The organism is Streptomyces sp. RFCAC02, from assembly GCF_004193175.1.
Classification (GTDB): Bacteria; Actinomycetota; Actinomycetes; order Streptomycetales; family Streptomycetaceae; genus Streptomyces.
In genome coordinates this window covers 906,463-924,093 of sequence record NZ_SAUH01000001.1, presented here as the reverse complement: position 1 = coordinate 924,093, position 17,631 = coordinate 906,463, and the positions used below count along the sequence as shown (strand labels likewise).

17 protein-coding genes are annotated in these 17,631 nt (G+C 73.7%); 6 read left to right on the top strand and 11 right to left on the bottom strand.

Features of this window, described 5'->3' with window-relative positions; all coding sequences use genetic code 11:
• Positions 1 to 100: 100 nt before the first annotated feature.
• Together EMA09_RS04135 and EMA09_RS04130 are read left to right on the top strand one after the other, a co-directional pair.
• Positions 101 to 1,519, top strand: a complete 1,419-nt coding sequence (locus EMA09_RS04135; protein ID WP_129838986.1) for an NCS2 family permease — start codon at positions 101 to 103, stop codon at positions 1,517 to 1,519.
• A gap of 5 nt (positions 1,520 to 1,524) precedes the next feature.
• Positions 1,525 to 2,016: an NUDIX domain-containing protein gene (locus EMA09_RS04130; RefSeq protein WP_129838984.1), complete on the top strand. Its 492-nt coding sequence runs from the start codon at positions 1,525 to 1,527 to the stop codon at positions 2,014 to 2,016.
• An 18-nt stretch (positions 2,017 to 2,034) separates the two neighbouring features.
• On the opposite strand, the gene EMA09_RS04125 is transcribed toward EMA09_RS04130, so the two are convergent.
• Positions 2,035 to 2,808 (bottom strand): IclR family transcriptional regulator, encoded by a 774-nt coding sequence (locus EMA09_RS04125; protein WP_129838982.1) that lies wholly within the window; start codon positions 2,806 to 2,808, stop codon positions 2,035 to 2,037.
• 221 nt (positions 2,809 to 3,029) lie between these two features.
• On the opposite strand from EMA09_RS04125, the gene EMA09_RS04120 reads away from it, so the two are divergent.
• A complete protein-coding gene (locus EMA09_RS04120) occupies positions 3,030 to 4,949 on the top strand; it encodes a PhoX family phosphatase (protein ID WP_129838980.1) in 1,920 nt (639 codons plus the stop codon).
• Between the two features lie 87 nt (positions 4,950 to 5,036).
• On the opposite strand, the gene thpD is transcribed toward EMA09_RS04120, so the two are convergent.
• From thpD to EMA09_RS04095, 5 genes are all read right to left on the bottom strand, one after another.
• Positions 5,037 to 5,936 carry an ectoine hydroxylase gene (gene thpD / locus EMA09_RS04115; protein ID WP_129838978.1) on the bottom strand — a complete coding sequence of 300 codons (900 nt, stop codon included), beginning with the start codon at positions 5,934 to 5,936 and terminating at the stop codon, positions 5,037 to 5,039.
• A gap of 67 nt (positions 5,937 to 6,003) precedes the next feature.
• On the bottom strand, positions 6,004 to 6,405 hold the full coding sequence (locus EMA09_RS04110; protein WP_129838976.1) for an ectoine synthase: 402 nt from the start codon (positions 6,403 to 6,405) through the stop codon (positions 6,004 to 6,006).
• A gap of 103 nt (positions 6,406 to 6,508) precedes the next feature.
• Positions 6,509 to 7,771 carry a diaminobutyrate--2-oxoglutarate transaminase gene (gene ectB, locus EMA09_RS04105; protein ID WP_129838974.1) on the bottom strand — a complete coding sequence of 421 codons (1,263 nt, stop codon included), beginning with the start codon at positions 7,769 to 7,771 and terminating at the stop codon, positions 6,509 to 6,511.
• A 54-nt stretch (positions 7,772 to 7,825) separates the two neighbouring features.
• The gene (ectA, locus tag EMA09_RS04100; protein WP_129838972.1) at positions 7,826 to 8,431 is read right to left on the bottom strand and encodes a diaminobutyrate acetyltransferase; all 606 of its coding nucleotides are present in this window, start codon (positions 8,429 to 8,431) and stop codon (positions 7,826 to 7,828) included.
• Between the two features lie 301 nt (positions 8,432 to 8,732).
• Complete coding sequence (locus tag EMA09_RS04095) at positions 8,733 to 9,440, bottom strand: SigE family RNA polymerase sigma factor (protein ID WP_129838970.1); 708 nt, start codon at positions 9,438 to 9,440, stop codon at positions 8,733 to 8,735.
• Between the two features lie 201 nt (positions 9,441 to 9,641).
• On the opposite strand from EMA09_RS04095, the gene EMA09_RS04090 reads away from it, so the two are divergent.
• Positions 9,642 to 10,760, top strand: a complete 1,119-nt coding sequence (locus EMA09_RS04090) for an amidohydrolase family protein (protein WP_129838968.1) — start codon at positions 9,642 to 9,644, stop codon at positions 10,758 to 10,760.
• A 16-nt stretch (positions 10,761 to 10,776) separates the two neighbouring features.
• On the opposite strand, the gene EMA09_RS04085 is transcribed toward EMA09_RS04090, so the two are convergent.
• Entirely contained in the window at positions 10,777 to 11,967 is a 1,191-nt protein-coding gene (locus EMA09_RS04085; RefSeq protein WP_129838966.1) for a serine/threonine-protein kinase, read from the bottom strand.
• A 408-nt stretch (positions 11,968 to 12,375) separates the two neighbouring features.
• Here EMA09_RS04085 and EMA09_RS04080 point away from each other — a divergent pair, with 408 nt between their 5' ends.
• On the top strand, positions 12,376 to 13,380 hold the full coding sequence (locus EMA09_RS04080) for an SCO1860 family LAETG-anchored protein (protein ID WP_129838964.1): 1,005 nt from the start codon (positions 12,376 to 12,378) through the stop codon (positions 13,378 to 13,380).
• Positions 13,381 to 13,435: 55 nt separating this feature from the next.
• On the opposite strand, the gene EMA09_RS04075 is transcribed toward EMA09_RS04080, so the two are convergent.
• From EMA09_RS04075 to EMA09_RS04060, 4 genes are all read right to left on the bottom strand, one after another.
• Positions 13,436 to 14,407 (bottom strand): zinc-binding dehydrogenase, encoded by a 972-nt coding sequence (locus tag EMA09_RS04075; RefSeq protein WP_129838962.1) that lies wholly within the window; start codon positions 14,405 to 14,407, stop codon positions 13,436 to 13,438.
• A 91-nt stretch (positions 14,408 to 14,498) separates the two neighbouring features.
• Positions 14,499 to 15,218 (bottom strand): CbiX/SirB N-terminal domain-containing protein, encoded by a 720-nt coding sequence (locus tag EMA09_RS04070; protein ID WP_129838960.1) that lies wholly within the window; start codon positions 15,216 to 15,218, stop codon positions 14,499 to 14,501.
• Between the two features lie 121 nt (positions 15,219 to 15,339).
• On the bottom strand, positions 15,340 to 15,534 hold the full coding sequence (locus EMA09_RS04065; protein ID WP_129838958.1) for a hypothetical protein: 195 nt from the start codon (positions 15,532 to 15,534) through the stop codon (positions 15,340 to 15,342).
• A 42-nt stretch (positions 15,535 to 15,576) separates the two neighbouring features.
• The gene (locus EMA09_RS04060) at positions 15,577 to 16,854 is read right to left on the bottom strand and encodes an inorganic phosphate transporter (RefSeq protein ID WP_129838956.1); all 1,278 of its coding nucleotides are present in this window, start codon (positions 16,852 to 16,854) and stop codon (positions 15,577 to 15,579) included.
• A gap of 70 nt (positions 16,855 to 16,924) precedes the next feature.
• Between EMA09_RS04060 and EMA09_RS04055 the strand changes: the two genes are divergently transcribed.
• The gene (locus tag EMA09_RS04055; protein ID WP_129838954.1) at positions 16,925 to 17,629 is read left to right on the top strand and encodes a class II aldolase/adducin family protein; all 705 of its coding nucleotides are present in this window, start codon (positions 16,925 to 16,927) and stop codon (positions 17,627 to 17,629) included.
• Positions 17,630 to 17,631: the final 2 nt, after the last annotated feature.

Below are 17,631 nucleotides of genomic sequence, written 5' to 3'. Positions count from 1 at the left end.
GGCATCGTGTTACACAGGGAAAACCTCCCCATACTGCCCGACCGGCAGAATTCCGGGGTCCCCGTACGTCCGTCCCCAGTCCGCGCAGAGGAACACCGCCATGCCGCCGTCACCGTCCGTCCAACGCCTCGACCGGTTCTTCCGGATCTCGGAGCGAGGCTCAACCGTCGGGCGGGAGGTGCGCGGCGGCCTGGTCACCTTCTTCGCGATGGCCTACATCCTGGTCCTCAACCCGCTGATCCTCGGCGGGCCGAACGTCCACGACATCAACGGCGACCAGCTCTCCCTGCCGCAGCTCGTCACGGTGACGGCCCTCGTCGCGGCGATCATGACCGTCCTGATGGGCATCACGGCGAACCTGCCGCTCGCCCTGGCGGCCGGCCTCGGCATCAACGCCATGACCGCCTACCAGATCGTGCCCCGCATGACCTGGCCCGACGCGATGGGCCTGATCGTCATCGAGGGCATCATCCTGTGCGTGCTGTCCGCCACCGGCTTCCGCGAGGCCGTGATGAACGCCATCCCGATGGGCCTCAAGCAGGCCATCGGCGTCGGCATCGGCCTGTTCATCGCCCTCATCGGCTTCGTGGACGCGGGCTTCACGACGGGCCTGGCCGGCTCCCCGCCGCTGTCCCTCGGCGGCACGGGCGAGCTGCACGGCTGGCCGATCCTCGTCTTCTGCCTCGGCCTGCTCCTCACGCTCGCGCTGATCGCCCGCAAGGTCAGGGGCGCCATCCTCATCAGCATCCTCGTCATGACCGTGGTCGCGATCGTCATCAACGCGATCGCCGACATCGACGACGCCGCCTGGGGCATGACCGTGCCCGAGGTCCCCGACGAGCTGGTGGCCGCGCCGGACTTCGGGCTGCTCGGCCACTTCAGCCTCTTCGGCGCCTTCGGCGAGGTGAGCGTCGTCACGGCCGTCCTGCTCATCTTCACCCTGTTCCTGACCGACTTCTTCGACACGATGGGCACCGCGGTCGGCGTCACCAGCGAGGCGGGCCTGCTGGACGACCGGGGTCGCGTGCCGCGCCTGGGCCGCCTGCTGTTCGTGGACGGTCTGGCCGCCGCGGCCGGCGGCGCCGCGTCCGCCTCCTCCAACACCTCGTTCGTCGAGTCGGCCGCCGGTGTCGGCGAGGGCGCCAGGACCGGCTTCGCCAACATCGTCACCGGCGCGCTCTTCGCCCTGGCGCTGTTCCTGTCGCCGATCGCCGCGATCGTCCCCTCGCAGGCGGCGGCCCCGGCCCTGGTCGCGGTCGGCTTCCTCATGATGGTGCAGGTCGCGCGCATCGACTGGACGGACTACGCGATCGCCATCCCGGCGTTCGTCACGATCGCCGTCATGCCCTTCACCTACTCGATCACCAACGGCATCGGCGCAGGCTTCCTCGCCTACGTGGTCCTCAAGGTCGTGCTGGGCCGCCGCCGCGAGGTCACCTGGCTGCTGTGGGTCACGGCCGCCCTGTTCCTCGTGTACTTCGCCATCAACCCCATCGAACAACTGCTTGGTGTTGACTGACCTCCATGACACACACCCTGGCCCGCCGCTCGGCACGCGTCCTGCTGCTCGACTCCGACGACCGTCTCCTCCTGTTCAGGATGCGGGGCCTCACCCCGGGCGAGTCCGAGTGGCTCACCCCGGGCGGCGGCGTCAAGCGGGGCGAGAAGCTCGCCGAGGCGGCGGCCAGGGAGCTGTGGGAGGAGACCGGCCTGCGGACCACCGCCGCCGTCCTCGGCCGGCCGGTCGCCGTCACCGGCGGCCACGCCGATCTCGGCTGGAAGAGCGGCCTGTTCGAGGACGTGTTCTTCCTGCACCGGGTCGTCTCCCACGAGGTGGACACCAGCCGCATGGAGACGTACGAGAGCGGCTCGACGACCGGGCACCGCTGGTGGCCCGTCGCCGAGCTGGCCACCACGGCGGAGCGCGTCATACCGCTGCGCCTCGCCCCGCTGCTCACGGACCTGCTGGCCGGCCGCGTCCCGGCCGAGCCCGTCAGGCTGCCCTGGCACCACTGAGGTGCGGGCGGGGCGCCGTCACAGGTGCCGCGTGGCGAGGGACAGCCGGTCCCGCGCGTCGAACAGCGCGTCCCTGATGAGCTGTTCGTGCCCGGGCGTCAGCCGCGCCACCGGCACCGAGCAGCTGATCGCGTCCCGCGCCGGCGTGCGGTAGGGGATCGCGATGCCGAAGCAGCTGAGGCCGAGGGTGTTCTCCTCGCGGTCGACGGCGTACCCGCGCTCCCGCACCGCCCGCAGGTCGCGGATGAGCTGCTCCCGGTCCGTGACGGTGTGCTCGGTCAGCGGTTCGAGGCGCTCCGGCAGCATCGCCCGCACCTGGTCGTCGGTGCAGGTGGCGAGCAGCGCCTTGCCGAGCGACGTGGAGTGGGCGGGCAGGCGCCGGCCGACGCGCGTGAACGGCCGCAGGTAGTGCTGCGACTGGCGCGTGGCGAGGTAGACGACGTTCGTGCCGTCGAGGCGGGCGAGGTGGATCGTCTCCGAGGTGTCGTCGGACAGCCGGTCCAGGGTGGGCCGCGCCGCCGCCACGGCCTCGTCGCCGTCGATGTAGGACGTGCCGACGAGCAGGGCGCGCACCCCGATCCCGTAGCGGGTGCCGGTGGCGTCCGTCTCGACCCAGCCGAGTTCGACGAGGGTCCGCAGCAGCATGTAGAGGCTCGACTTGGGGTAGCCGACCGCCGCCTGCACGTCGGCCAGCGTGTGCATGCCGGGCCGCCCGGCGAAGAACTCGAGCAGCTCGACCGTGCGCACCGCCGACTTGACCTGGGCACCGCCCGCCGCGTCTCCCGCCGCCATCCGTCAGACCCCCTCACTGTGGCCGTCCCCGCCGCCCGAACAGGCGATTCACATACGGGGACGGTGTCCGCATCGCCGAACTCAGCGTAGCGCCGCGCGCGGAACGCGGACGCGCACCCCGGGAACATCACGCAACGTTCCCCACCGCACACGAAAGGGTACGCACACGGTGCACAATCGCATACGCACCGTACGCAACCAGCCCCCCACGAGGTGACGCGATGTCCGCACCGCCGCCGGTCTTCCCCGGATTCGACCCGGACGAGGTCAGCTCCAACCCGTCGGACAACCCCCCGTTCGGCGCGGTGGCCGCCCGGCGGATGTCCCGCCGCACCGCCCTGCGCGGCGGCACCGCGGCCGCCGCCGCGTTCCTGCTCGCCGCGCGCACCGGCACGGCCGCCGCCGCGCCCGGCGCCGACCCCCGCGGCCTGCTCGGCTTCACGCCCGTCCCGACGGCCGACGACGACACGCTCGTCGTGCCCGACGGGTACGAGACGCAGGTCATCATCCCCTGGGGCACGCCGGTACGGCCCGGCGGCCCCGCCTGGTGCCCCGGCGCGGGCAACACCGCGGCCGAGCAGGCCGAGCAGGTCGGCATGCACCACGACGGCATGCACTACTTCCCCCTCGGCCCCGGCGACGAGGGCAGCCGCCGCGGCCTCCTCGTCCTGAACCACGAGTACATCGACCAGGACCTCCTGTTCCCCGACGGGCCGGCCGCCATGACGCCGGAGAAGGTCGCCAAGGCGCTCGCCGCGCACGGCGTCAGCGTCGTGGAGGTCGAACAGCGCGGCGACGGCTGGCAGGTGGTCGCGTCCCCCCGCGCCCGCCGCGTCACGGGCGCCACACCCGTCACGTTCTCGGGACCCGTCGGCGCCGACCACCCGGCCCTCCGCTCGGCGAACCCGCCGATGGGCACGCTCAACAACTGCTCCAGCGGCTTCACCCCGTGGGGCACCTACGTGACCTGCGAGGAGAACTGGAACAACTACTTCGGCACCGAGGACCCCGACTGGCGCCCGACCGCCGCCCAGGACCGGTACGGCCTCTCGGCGACCGGCGGCGGCTTCCGCTGGCACCTCGCCGACCCCCGCTTCGACATCGCCGCGAACGGCAACGAGGCGAACCGCTTCGGCTGGATCGTGGAGATCGACCCGCACGACCCGGCCGCGGTGCCCGTGAAACGGACGGCGCTCGGCCGCTTCAAGCACGAGAGCTGCACCGTCACCGAGTCCCGCGGCCGGGTCGTGGCGTACAGCGGCGACGACCAGGACGGCGACTACGTCTACAAGTTCGTCGGCGACGGCTCCTGGCGCGCCCACCGGGCGGCGGGCCGCAGCCCGCTCGACCACGGCACGCTGTACGTCGCCCGCTTCGACGACGACGGCACCGGCACATGGCTCCCGCTGCTGCACGACGCGGGGCCGCTCACGCGCGCGGGCGGCTTCGCGGACCAGGCCGACGTCCTGCTGCGCACCCGCGAGGCGGCCGACGCCGTGGGCGCGACCCGCATGGACCGCCCCGAGTGGATCGCCGTGCACCCCGACAACCGCGACGTGTACTGCACGCTGACGAACGGCAGCGGCTGGGACAGCGCGGTCAGCCCCCGCAGGCCCAACCCGTACGGGCACATCGTCCGCTGGACCGAGCGGGGCCGCGACCACACGGCGACCGCGTTCGACTGGGACATCTTCATCCTCGCGGGCGATCCGCTGCACGACCCGGCGAGCGAGCCGGGCGAGGACGACCTGTTCGGTTCGCCGGACGGCCTGTCCTTCGACGCGGACGGCCGCCTGTGGATCAGGACGGACGTGTCCAACTCGGCGCAGAACCTCGCCGCCAGGGGCTACGAGCGCATCGGCAACAACCAGATGCTCGCCGCCGATCCCCGCACCGGCGAGATCCGCCGCTTCCTGACCGGGCCGCGCGGCGCGGAGATCAGCGGCCTGGCGTTCACCCCCGACCGGCGCACCATGTTCGTGAACGTGCAGCACCCGGGGGAGGCCACCGCGGCGTGGGGCGCTCCGGGGCCGCGGAACCCGAGGGCGGTCAGCAACTGGCCCGACTTCACGCCCGACGGGCGGCCCCGCTCGGCGACGGTCGTCGTCCGCCGCCGCGACGGCGGGATCATCGGCACCTGACCCGCCGCCCGTCCGCCGCCGCGTACGACGACGGCGGCGCGGGCCCCGCCTCGCGGGACCCGCGCCGCCGTCAGCCGCCGGGGCGGCTCACCGCACGGGCGTGAAGTCCCGCGCGCCGATGAACTCCGGCCGCCGCACGGGCGCGGCGAACGGCTCGACCGCCGCGTTCTCCACGCTGTTGAACACGATGAACACGTTGCTGCGCGGGTACGGCGTGATGTTGTCGCCCGACCCGTGCATGCAGTTGCAGTCGAACCAGGTCGCGGACCCGGCGCGCCCGGTGAACAGCTTGATGCCGTGCTCGTCCGCGAACCGGGTCAGCGCCTCGTCCGACGGCGTCCCCGCGTCCTGCATCTGCAGCGACTTCTTGTAGTTGTCCTTCGGCGTCTCGCCGGCGCAGCCGAGGAACGACCGGTGCGACCCCGGCATGATCATCAGGCCGCCGTTGGTGTCGTGGTTCTCGGTCAGCGCGATGGACACCGACACCGTCCGCATGCGCGGCAGGCCGTCCTCGGCGTGCCAGGTCTCGAAGTCGGAGTGCCAGTAGAACCCGCTGGCCCCGAAGCCCGGCTTCACGTTGATGCGGCTCTGGTGCACGTACACGTCGGAGCCGAGGATCTGCCGCGCCCGGTCCAGGACCCGCGGGTCCCGCACCAGCCCGGCGAACACCTCGCTGATCCGGTGCACCTCGAAGACGGACCTGATCTCCTGGGACGCCGGCTCGACGATGGACCGCTCGTCCGCCCGCACGGCCGGGTCCGTGACGAGCCGGTCCAGCTCGGCCCGGTAGACCGCCACCTCGTCGGGGCCGATCAACTGCTCGACGGCGGCGAAGCCGTCACGCTCGAAGGACGCAAGATCGGCGCCGCTGAACGGCCCGGGCGCGTCCACTCCCGCCCACACCACCGGGTCCTGGCGGGGTGTGGCCACCTCGGTGGCGCCCCGGGTCGGATACAGATCGGCCGTGCGCTCGGGTGCGGCTGTCATGGAATCTCCTCTCCCTCGGCGGGTGTCGGTGTCATCAGCGGTTCGCTGGTCCGCGGACGCGGTCGCGTCACGCGGAGGCTTCGGTGAGCAGCGGGTAGACGCCGTTCTCGTCGTGGTCCTCCCGGCCGGTGACCGGCGGGTTGAAGACGCAGATGGTGCGGAAGTCGGTCTTCGGCCGGACCGTGTGCTTCTCGTGGCCGTCGAGGAGGTACATCGTCCCGGGCGTGATGAGGTGCTTCTCGCCCGTCTCCTCGTTGGTCAGCTCGGCCTCGCCCTCGACGCACAGCACGGCCTCGATGTGGTTCGCGTACCACATGCGGGTCTCGGTGCCCGCGTAGAGGACCGTCTCGTGCAGCGAGAAGCCGACGCCCTCCTTGGCGAGGACGATGCGCTTGCTGCGCCAGGTCCCGGAGGCGGACTCCACGTCGCGGTCGGTGCCCTCGATGTCCTTGAACGATCGGACGATCAACGTTGCTCCTCGGTGTGTTGCGTCGGGGGGTTCACCGCCCCCGGGCGCCCCGGCGGCGGGCCGGGGCGCCCGGGAAGGGCGGGGGTCTGTGGTGCGGGACCGGTCAGGCGGTCTCGCGGACGGCGCGCGTCAGGATGCGCAGGCCCTCGTCCAGCTCCTCGGTCGGGATGGTCAGCGCGGGCAGCAGCTTCACGACCTCGCTCTGCGGCCCGGACGTCTCCAGCAGCAGGCCGAGTTCGAACGCGCGCCGGCACACGGCGGTCGCCCGCTCGGGCCGCTCGAACGTCAGGCCCCACACGAGGCCGCGGCCGCGGTAGGCCGACCCGGGGCACTCGGCGGCGAGCTGCCGCAGCGCCGTCTCGACCTGCTCGCCGCGCGCCAGGGTCTGCTTCTCCATCCCGCCGTCCGACCAGTACGTGTCGAGGGCGGCGGCGGCCGTGACGAACGCCGGGTTGTTGCCGCGGAAGGTGCCGTTGTGCTCGCCCGGCTCCCAGATGTCCAGCTCGGGCCGGAACAGCGCCAGCGACATCGGCAGCCCGTAGCCGCTGATCGACTTGGACAGCGTCACGATGTCCGGCTCGATGCCCGCCTCCTCGAAGGAGAAGAACGCGCCGGTGCGGCCGCAGCCCATCTGGATGTCGTCGACGATCAGCAGCATGTCGTGCCGCTTGCACAGGTCGGACAGGCCGCGCAGCCACTCGGGGCGTGCCACGTTGATGCCGCCCTCGCCCTGCACCGTCTCGACGATGACGGCGGCGGGCTTGTTCAGCCCGGACCCGGCGTCGCCCAGCAGCCGCTCGAACCAGATGAAGTCCGGCGTGCGGCCGTCCAGGTAGTCGTCGAACGGCATCGGGGTGCCGTGCACCAGCGGGATGCCCGCGCCGGCGCGCTTGAACGCGTTGCCCGTGACGGCGAGCGCGCCGAGCGACATGCCGTGGAACGCGTTCGTGAACGAGACGATCGACTCGCGCCCCTTCACCTTGCGGGCCAGCTTCAGGGCCGCCTCGACGGCGTTGGTGCCGGTCGGGCCGGGGAACATCACCTTGTAGTCGAGGCCCCTCGGGTGCAGCACCACCTCGCGGAAGCGCTCAAGGAACGTCCGTTTCGCCGTGGTCGACATGTCGAGGCCGTGCGTCACCCCGTCCCGCTCCAGGTAGTCGAGCAGCGCGCGCTTCAGGACCGGGTTGTTGTGACCGTAGTTGAGGGAGCCGGCGCCGGCGAAGAAGTCCAGGTAGTCGCGGCCGTCCTCGTCGTACATGCGGCTGCCGCGGGCGCGGTCGAAGACGGTGGGCCAGCCACGGCAGTAGCTGCGCACCTCCGACTCCAGGGTCGTGAAGACGCTCAGGTCGGGCTGGGTGATGGTCACAGGACTCTCCTGGTCTGCTGGGTCTCTCGGGGGAGCAGGGTGCCGGCGGGCGGGTCAGACGGGGGCCGGGCCGGGGAGGGACGGCGCCTCGTCGTCGCGGGCGCCTATCGGGCCGATGCGGTAGAGCAGTTCGGACTCGTGTCCGTCCTCGGGGAACAGCGCGGCGTCGAACAGCACCTCGCGCTCCACCAGTGCGCCGTGCCGTTCGGCGAAGGACGTGAACAGCCGGTCGGAGGCGGTGTTGTCCGGCGTGATGGTGGTCTCCATCGCCTCCACTCCCAGCGCCGCGCCCGTCCGGCGGGTCAGCGCGTCCAGCATCGCCGCGGCGACACCCTTGCCACGCAGCCGTTCGTCGACCGCGACCTGCCACACGAGCAGGGTGCGCGGGGCGTCCGGCCGGGCGTATCCGGTGATGAAACCGACCGGTTCGCCCGACGTGTCGCGGGCCACGATAGACGTCGCCGCGTAGTCGCGGCACCACAGCAGGTAGCTGTAGGAGGAGTTCAGGTCAAGGACGCGGGAGTCGCGGGCAATGCGCCACAGGGCGGCTCCGTCGGCCGGCATGGGAGTGTCCAGGACAAGTCCCGCCGGGCCTTCCTCGGAATATCGGTCGCTCGGATCGGTATCGGCACGTGCATGGTCTGCTTGTGCAGGCGTCATGGGGATTGAATTTACCCAGCGATCCGAAAAAACGCATGGCCGAGTGGGGTTAACGGGCGCCCGGATGTGTGTTATCGCGCGCGTGAGCCGCCCTGTCCAGGGCGGCGAAAACGCCTGTTCTGTCCGTTAGTTACCGGACAAAGCGGGCGCTCGTGTGGTGTCGGTCACGGGTCTGTAACGTCTCTGTGAAGCTCCTGACCCGATCCGGTGATGCATCACGAATCTGCGAAAGGGGGGTTTGAGGTCACCGGAAGCGGGCAGAAGAGGCCCGGTCATATGCTTTCCGAGTTCCGCCGGGATTTCACCGGCAATCCCCGTGCGATCCACCGGGCGGCCGTATGCCGGAAAACCACTCGCCGACCTCTTCCCGCGCCGAATGCGCGGTGATTTCGCGATTCGGATCCAGGCTTTCCCCGGAATTCCCGGGCCGTGCCCCGGCGTCCCCGGGCTCGGGCGCCGTCAGCAGCCGCGCCAGCTCGGCGAGCCCCCGCGAGGTCTGGCTCTTCACCGTGCCGACCGAGATGCCGAGCGCCCGCGCCGTCTCCCGCTCCGACAGGTCGAACGCGTGCCGCAGCACCACGCAGGCCCGCTTCCGGTACGGCAGCCGGCCGAGCGCGGCCCGCACGTCCAGCACGGCCGGCACGTCGGGCACCGGCGCCGCCTCGCCCGCCCGGGGCCAGACCAGCGCGACACGCCGCCGTTCCCTGGCGCCGCTGCGGATGCGGGAGCGCGCGAGGTTCGTGACGACCCCGCGCGCGTACGCGAGGGGGTGTTCCGCCGTCCGTACGCGGTCCCAGCGGCGCCAGACCGCCAGGAGGGCGTCGGCGGCCAGGTCGTCGGCGGCCTCGGCGCCGCCGGACGCGGACAGCAGCAGGCGCGCGAGCCGGACGAGGCCCGCGCGGTGCTCCTCGAAGAAGCACCTGAACTCCGCGTCGGACCCGGGCTGCGCGGCGCCGGGCGTGGTGGGGGGAAGCTGGGAGCGGTGGGTGGGAGGAACGGGGCGGGCCACGGCCGGCCTCCTCGCTGAGCGGCTCGTCGTCCTGCCCGGAACTGTTCGGCAGGACGTGCAACGTTCGTCCGTGCGTGCAGGCCCCCAACGCCACCGGAGGGTAGCAGCCGGATCACGGACTGCCGAGGGGTCGCGCACCGCCCCGCGCCGGGCGCGGGCGGCCCTCCGCACCCCTCCCGGCGCCGGCGACCCCGTGTGATCATGGGGCGCGTGTCCGCTCCCTCCCCCTCCCCGCCGCCCGATCTGCACCTGACGGGGCGCGTCCTGGCCGGGCCGCACACCGTCCTGGACGAGCTGTGGGTGATCGGCGGCCGGATCAGCCTCACCCCGCCCGTACGTCCCGGCCGCGACGTCGTGACGCTCTCCGGCTGGGTCCTCCCCGGCCTGGTCGACGCCCACTGCCACGTCGGACTCGGCCCGCACGGCGCGGTCGACGCCGCCACGGCCGAACGGCAGGCCGTCACCGACCGCGACGCGGGCGCCCTGCTGCTGCGCGACGCCGGATCGCCCGCCGACACCCGCTGGACCGAGGAGCGGCCCGACCTGCCGCCGATCATCCGCGCAGGCCGCCACATCGCCCGCACCCGCCGCTACATCAGGAACTACGCCCACGAGGTCGAACCGGAGGACCTCGCCGCGTACGCCGCCCGCGAGGCGCGGCGCGGCGACGGCTGGGTGAAGCTGGTCGGCGACTGGATCGACCGGGAGGCGGGCGACCTCGCCCCGTGCTGGCCGGCCGGCGCGCTGCGCGGGGCGATCGCCGCCGCCCACGCGGAGGGCGCGCGCGTGACGGCCCACTGCTTCGCCGAGGACTCGCTGCGCGACCTGGTCGAGGCGGGCATCGACTGCGTGGAGCACGCGACGGGCCTGACGGAGGAGACCGTCCCGCTGTTCGCCGAGCACGGCGTCGCGATCGTCCCGACGCTGGTCAACATCGCGACGTTCCCTGACCTCGCGGCCGGCGGCGAGGCGAAGTACCCGCGCTGGGCCGCGCACATGCGGCGGCTGCACGCCCGCAGGTACGACACCGTGCGGGCGGCCCACGACGCCGGCGTCCCGATCTACACGGGCACCGACGCGGGCGGTTCGCTGCCGCACGGCCTGATCGCGCGCGAGGTGGCGGAGCTGGTCCGGGCCGGCATCCCGCGCCTCGCCGCCGTCGGCGCGGCGACGTGGGACGCCCGCGCCTGGCTCGGCCGCCCCGGGCTGACCGAGGGCGCCCCGGCGGACCTCGTCGTCTACGACGCGGACCCGCGCGCGGACGTGGCGGTCCTCGGCGCGCCCCGGCACATCGTGCTGGGCGGCGTGCGCAGGCCCTGAACGCGGCCGTCGGGCGTCAGCCGTCCACGGCGCGGCGGGTCGTCGCCTCGCGGTAGCAGTACGCCGCGACGCCCAGGAGGGCCGCCGTGTTGTACAGCGGCAGGTTGTGGGCGTCGGTGGGGCCCGGTCCCAGGATCAGCGCGACCACGACGCCGGTGAGGCCGAGCGCCGCGAACCCGTACCCCACGCCCCGGAGCACGCCGCCCGAGCGGGGGGTCAGCGATGCTGTGAGCAGGAGAAGGCCGGCAATGAGGAAGCGCACGAGCCAGGCCAGGAAGATCCAGGCGGGGGAGCGGTACTCGAGATCGGTGGGCCAGAAGTCCGATGACGCGGTGACGAGCAGGAACACGGCCGCCGGAACGCCGAACCGTACCCACTCGTTGCCGTGCCAGGTGCCCTGCGGAGCCGGTCCCGCGCCGGCGGACTGGCGGGACGGCACGGACCGGCCCAGCAGCTCCCGGCACTCGGCGGCGGCGGGGCGCCCGGCCGGGTCCAGGGCGGTCATGCGGTCGAGCAGCTCCCGCAGGTGCGGGGGGACGGCGGCCCGGTCGGCTGCGGGGAGCTGCGCTGCGGGACCGCGTACGCCGGTGAGCTTCTCCACCAGGACCAGGCCGAGCGCGTACACGTCGGAGGCGGCCGTGGCGGGGGCGCCGGCGAGCTGTTCGGGGGCCATGTAGGCGAGGGTCCCCGGCGAGACGCCGGCGGTGACCGTGGTGAGGCGGGAGAGGTCCCGCGCCGTCCCCAGGTCCAGCAGCACCGCCTCGCCGTCCGCGCGGATCATGACGTTCGCGGGCTTCACGTCCCGGTGCACGATCCCGGCGGCGTGCAGGTGCGCGAGCGCGTCCGCCAGCCCCGCCCCGGTGCGCGCGACCGACTCCGCCGGTCCGGCCGGTGAGCCCTGCTGCCAGGTCGAGCCGTCCACCAGCTCCATCACGAGGTACGGCACGGGGCGGCCGTCGTCGGTGAGCACCCCCGCGTCGTGGACGGTGACGATGCCGCGGTGGCGCAGCCGGGCCAGTTTCCTGGCCTCGGCGGTGAACCGCTCCACCGCCCGCGGGTCGTCGGCTATGGACGCGGCGAACTTGACCGCCACCTCGCGTTCCAGGGTCAGGTCCGTCGCCTGCCAGACCTGTCCGAACCCGCCGGTGCCGAGCGGGTGCCGCAACCGGTAGCGGTCCTGGACGGTCATGTTCGCGCGCACGGTCATGCCGGGTGCCTCCTCATCCTGTCGCCACCGATCATGTCGGCTCCGGCGGCGTCCGAACAGTGCTTCCCGACAAGGCCCGGAGCCGGAGCCCGCGCGGGGGACCGCGCCGCTGTTCGAGCGCTCTCGTCGGTGTGAATCGGCGTCAACACCCGTGTCCTGCCCTGGCGTACCCGCCGACGCCCCGGTCGTGCGGCCGCGTCAGGTACGTGACCTGCGGTTCTCCTGTGCCGGACGGGACCGGGGCAACGCTCGGGAGACCGGTGGCGGGGGAGGGGCAAGTGCATCCGATCGAGTGAAGGGATACGCGTTTGAGGTCGTTTCACCCCCGCGGCGCCGAAGGATGACGCACGTCCCGGACGCCGTCGCACACCCGGCGGTGTCCATCCTTCTCTGGGGGTATGCAGAACCGTGTACAACTCCGCCATCCGCCGGCCCGTCGCCGTCGCCATCGCCACCGCGGCGGCGTTCCTCGGGGCCGGCGCCCCGGTCGCCACCGCCGATGACGGCACCGAGCCCGCGGGCGGGACGGCGAGCGCGGCGGTGCTCCGCACCGGCCTGAACGTCTCGCTGCTCAACCGTGCGATCGAACTGCCGCTCAACGTCGTCCTCAACGAGGTCAGCGCCCCCGACGCGGGCGGCACGGCCGACGAGACGCTGCTGACCGCCCGGCTCGACGGCGTGGCCGGGGACCAGCCGTTCGAGGTGCTGTCGGCCGAGGTCGCCTCCGCCACCGCCACCTCCGACGAGCAGGACGGCGCCGCCGCCGACGTGTCCCTGACCAACGCGTCCGTGCACCTGCCCGGGCTGCCGGGGCTGTCCCTGGTCGAGCTGGGTGTCGTCGAGGCCAGCGCCGTGTGCCGCCCCGGTGAGGCGCCCGTCGCCGACACGACGATGCCCGCCACCGTCACGGTCCTCGGCCAGGAGGTCGAACTGGCCGCGACCGGCAGCGTCGATGTGGACGTGCCGGGGGTCGGCGAGGTCACGCTCGACCTCTCCCGCACCGAGACGAACGACACCGACGCCTCGGCCGCCGCGCTCGACCTGTCCGTCGAGGTCGACCCGCTCGACCTCGGCGTCGCCGAGGTCACCGGCCGCGTCACGCTCGCCGAGGCGTCCTGCACCGCGCCGGCCGGCGGCGGTGACTCCGGCGCGTCCGGCGGCTCGGGCGGCGAGGAGGAGCCCGAGCCGGGCGACGACACGTCCGAGGAGCCGCCGGCCGACACCGGCGGCAGCGCGGGCGGCGAGGACACCGAGGGCACCCGTCCGCAGGGCGGCCGGGACGAGTCGGGCGCCGACCTCGCCGAGACGGGCGGCGGTTCGGCGACCCCGCTCGTCGTCGGCGGCGCGGCGGTCCTCCTCGCGGCCGGCACGGCCACCGTCCTGATCACCCGCAGGCGCCGCACCACCGCCTGACCGGCCCGCACGACGGCGCCCCCGCCCCGCGGGGGCGCCGTCCCCGGCGCGCGTCTCAGAGCAGCAGCAGGGTCTTCCCCACGGCGGTGCGGTTCTCCACCGCCGCGTGCGCCTCGGCGGCACGCTCCAGCGGAAAGGTCTGGCCGATGAGCGGCCGGACGAGCCCCGCCGCCGCCAGGGACATCATCCCCTCCGCCCACCGCGCCACCTGCGGTCCGAAGTCGAAGAGCTGCTCGATACCGAGCACCGACACACCCCTGCGGCGCGCCTCGGCGGGGTCGATGACCGTGGCCTCACCGCTCGCGGCGCCGTGCACCGAGAAGCGGCCGCCACGGGCCGTCACCTCGAACGCGGCCCGCCCGATCCGGCCGCCGACACCGTCGAACACGACGTCAGGTCCGAAGCCGCCGGTCGCCCGCACCACCTGCTCGGTCCAGTCCGGCGCGGAGTAGTCGACCACGGCGTCGGCGCCCAGTTCCCGGACGACGGCGAGCTTCCGCGATCCCCGCGCGGCCCCGACGACCCGGGCGCCCGCCGCACGGGCGAGCTGCACCAGCAGGCTGCCCACCCCGCCGGCCGCCGCCTCCACCAGGACCCGGTCCCCGGGGCCGATCCCGGCCTTCTCGACCAGCCCCTGCGCCGTGCTGCCGTCGCCGTGCAGGGTGACGGCCTCCGGCAGCCCCAGGCCGTCCGGGACCGGGAACAGGTCATCGACCGCGGCCACCGCCCGCTCGGCGAAGCCACCGGTCTCCCCCGTGCCGGCGACGACACGCCGCCCGAGCCAGGCCGGATCCACCCGCTCGCCGACCGCGCTCACGCGCCCGGCCACCAGGCCGCCCGGCACGTACGGCAGCCGCGGCCGCTCGTGCCACCGGTCGGTGCCGCGCCGGATCTGTGTCTCGACGAACGTCATGCCCGCCACCGCCACATCGACCAGGACCCGGCCGGGACCGGCCACCGGTTCCGGCGCTTCGCCCGGCACCAGCACCTCGGGACCCCCGAACCGGACCACCTGGACCACTCGCATACCGCTCGCCCCATCCGTTCGCCGACGCGCAACGCCACGAGCATGCGACTTCAAGCCCGGTCGAGGTCAACCGGCGCCGTCCTTCCGCGCCTCAGCAGCGGTCGTGCGTGGCGTCCGCCGGGCGCGGGTTGCCGCAGACCGCGCAGGTCCCGTCCGCCACCGCCTCGGCGTAGCGCGTGACGATGGCGTCGGTCAGCTCGGGTGCCGCCGCGTCGGCCGCGGCGAACCGCACGTCCGCCTCCGGGTGCGCCGCCGCCCAGCCGTCGGCCCGCGCCCGTGCCCGCGCGGCGAGCGGGCCGGGCAGGAAGCTGAACGGCAGCACGACGATCCGCCGCGCCCCCAGCGCCCGGCACCGGTCGAGACCGGACGGCACATCGGGCCCCGCCGCCGAGACGAACGCGGCCTCGACGCCCGCGAACCCCCGCCCCTCCCACAGCAGGCGCGCCGCGCGGTGCACATCGGCGTTCTCCTCCGGGACGAACGACCCCGCCGCCACGAGCAGCACGGTCGTCGCGGCCCGCTCCCGCATCCCCACGACCCCGGCGACGCGCCGCTCCAGCACGTCGAGCAGCGCCGGCTCCCCGCCGACCGCGCGCAGCGGCACGGCGACGACCTGCCGCTCCCCGTCACCGCGCAGGGCGCCGGGGACGGGCTCCCCGCGTCCCGCGCCCACCACCGGCGCACCGGCCAGCTCCGGCCGCCCGGCCACGTCGCGGACCAGCGCCCGCAGGGCGTCCTCCCCGACCTCGTCCCGGCCGTCGTGCCGGATCAGCAGGGCGGGCGGAGCGGCGGGTGGTGCGGACGGACTCACAGGTCTCTCCCTGGGCGCGGCGTGACGGAAGATCCATTGTCGCGACCCCCGGACCGCCCTGCCGGCCGGGGGGCGACGACCGGCCACCGCCACGACCGCGCCACAGGGGAGGGGCGCGGTGTCAGGCCGTGATGACGAAGATGCCGTACCCGACGGCCGCAGCGCACAGCGCGTAGCCGAGGTAGCCGACCGGCCGGACCCCGGCGCGGCGGGACGAGCCGGCCCTGATGCCGACCGAGAACAGGCCGACCAGCGCGACGGTCAGGACGACCGACACGACGATGACCTGGCCGAGCGTGGCCCAGTCGATGTCCATCGCGATTCCTCTGTCTCTTCGCTCGGTGTCGCCGTGGCCCGGTCAGACCGAGTCGGCGGGGGAGGGGGCCGTCAGGGGGGCGGACGGGGGCAGGACGACCTCGCGCTGCTGCGGCACCGTCTCCGAGGGCGCCCGTCCGTTCACCTGCTCCGCCGCGAGTCCGGCGTCCGCGTTCACACCGAGCGCGGGCGCGCCGGTGGCCGGGACGGTGTCGGCGTGCGTCTCGTTCACGTTGGAGTGGTCGACCGGCCGGCGCCGGGACAGCGCCCGGATGCCCACGGCCGCGGCGACCAGCAGGACGGCGACCGTGACGACACCCCAGTCGCCGCGCTCGGCGAGCAGCGCGCCGGCCGCGCCGATCAGCCCGGCCGCCGGGAGCGTCAGGCACCAGGCGATCGCCATCCGGCCCGCCGTCGACCAGCGCACGACGCCGCCCGCCCGGCCGAGGCCCGAGCCCATCACCGCGCCGGAGCAGACCTGCGTGGTGGACAGGGCGAAGCCCATGTGGGAGGAGGCGAGGATGGTGGCCGCCGCGCCGGTCTGGGCGGCGAAGCCCTGGGGCGGCTCGATGTCGGTGAGGCCCTTGCCCATGGTGCGGATGATGCGCCAGCCGCCGAGGTAGGTGCCGAGCGCGATGGCCGTGCCGGCGGACGCGATGACCCACAGCGGCGGGTCGGCGCCGGGCGCCAGGGAACCGCCGGCGATCAGCGTCAGCGTCATGACACCCATGGTCTTCTGCGCGTCGTTGGTGCCGTGCGCGAGCGAGACGAGGGCGGCCGAGGCGATCTGGCCGGTGCGGTAGCCGCGGGCGGCGGACCGCTCGTCGGTCCCGCGCGTGACGCGGTAGGTGAGGCGCGTGGCCAGGACCGCGGCGATCCCGGCGACCAGGGGCGCCGCGACGGCGGGGATGACGACCTTGGTGACGACCGCGTCGCCGTTGATCGCTCCGCTGCCCACGGCCGCGAGCGTCGCGCCGATCAGGCCGCCGAAGAGGGCGTGCGACGAGCTGGACGGCAGGCCCGCCAGCCAGGTGAGGAGGTTCCACACGATCGCGCCGACGAGGCCGGCGAAGATCACTTCGGGCTGGACGCCCGACTCCTCGTCGATGATGCCGCCGGAGATCGTCCGGGCGACCTCGACGGACAGGAAGGCGCCGATGAGATTCAGGACGGCCGACATGGCCACCGCCGTCCGGGGCTTCAGGGCGCCGGTGGAGATCGTGGTGGCCATCGCGTTGGCCGTGTCGTGGAATCCGTTGGTGAAGTCGAACGCCAGAGCCGTGATGATCACGACAGTGATCAGCAGCGTGATGTGTTCCATGTACCTGGACAATCATTCGGCGGGCGGGTGAGCAAACGCCGTTAACGTAGGGTGAATAGGTGAACGGGAGATGAATTTGCGGCAGCGTGTTCCTGATTCTTGGCGCAGTGCCTGGACCGCACTCCTCGACCACGCGCTGCGCGCCGTCGCGGACGGCCTCGTCGTCGGCACGTCGGGCAACCTCTCGGTCCGCGTGGGCGGCACCGTCCTGGTCACTCCGAGTGGTGTGCCGTACGAGCGGCTGGGCGCCCGCGACCTGCTCGCGGTGGACCTCGCCGACGGCCGCGTCGTCCACGGCGCGCTCCCGCCGACGAGCGAGCTGCCGCTGCACCTGGCCGTCCTCCGGGCGACCGGCGCGGGCGCCGTCGTGCACACGCACGCCGTCCACGCCACGGCCGTGTCCACCCTCGTGGACGAGCTGCCCGCCATCCACTACATGACCGCCGCGCTCGGCGGCCCGGTGCGCGTCGCGCCGTACGCGCGCTACGGGAGCGAGGACCTGGCGCGGCACGCCGTCACCGCCCTGCGCGACCGTACCGCCTGCCTGCTGCGCAACCACGGCACCCTCGTCGTCGGCCGCGACCTGCACCAGGCGTACGAGAACACGCAGCAGCTCGAATGGATGTGCCGGGTCTGGCTGGCCGCCGCCGCCGTGCCGGGGCGCGCCCCGACGCTCCTCTCACCGGCCGAACTCGACGACGTCGCCCGCCACCTGCGCGGTTACGGCACGCACGGCGCTCCGGTGGCCGATCCGCCGGAAGGGGACCATGCTTGAAC

Coding starts and splice junctions, on each gene's coding strand:
- EMA09_RS04135 (WP_129838986.1), top strand. CDS start 101: ATGCCGCCGTCACCGTCCGTCCAACGCCTCGACCGGTTCTTCCGGATC.
- EMA09_RS04130 (WP_129838984.1), top strand. CDS start 1,525: ATGACACACACCCTGGCCCGCCGCTCGGCACGCGTCCTGCTGCTCGAC.
- EMA09_RS04125 (WP_129838982.1), bottom strand. CDS start 2,808: ATGGCGGCGGGAGACGCGGCGGGCGGTGCCCAGGTCAAGTCGGCGGTG.
- EMA09_RS04120 (WP_129838980.1), top strand. CDS start 3,030: ATGTCCGCACCGCCGCCGGTCTTCCCCGGATTCGACCCGGACGAGGTC.
- thpD (WP_129838978.1), bottom strand. CDS start 5,936: ATGACAGCCGCACCCGAGCGCACGGCCGATCTGTATCCGACCCGGGGC.
- ectA (WP_129838972.1), bottom strand. CDS start 8,431: ATGACGCCTGCACAAGCAGACCATGCACGTGCCGATACCGATCCGAGC.
- EMA09_RS04090 (WP_129838968.1), top strand. CDS start 9,642: ATGGGGCGCGTGTCCGCTCCCTCCCCCTCCCCGCCGCCCGATCTGCAC.
- EMA09_RS04085 (WP_129838966.1), bottom strand. CDS start 11,967: ATGACCGTGCGCGCGAACATGACCGTCCAGGACCGCTACCGGTTGCGG.
- EMA09_RS04075 (WP_129838962.1), bottom strand. CDS start 14,407: ATGCGAGTGGTCCAGGTGGTCCGGTTCGGGGGTCCCGAGGTGCTGGTG.
- EMA09_RS04065 (WP_129838958.1), bottom strand. CDS start 15,534: ATGGACATCGACTGGGCCACGCTCGGCCAGGTCATCGTCGTGTCGGTC.
- EMA09_RS04060 (WP_129838956.1), bottom strand. CDS start 16,854: ATGGAACACATCACGCTGCTGATCACTGTCGTGATCATCACGGCTCTG.
- EMA09_RS04055 (WP_129838954.1), top strand. CDS start 16,925: ATGAATTTGCGGCAGCGTGTTCCTGATTCTTGGCGCAGTGCCTGGACC.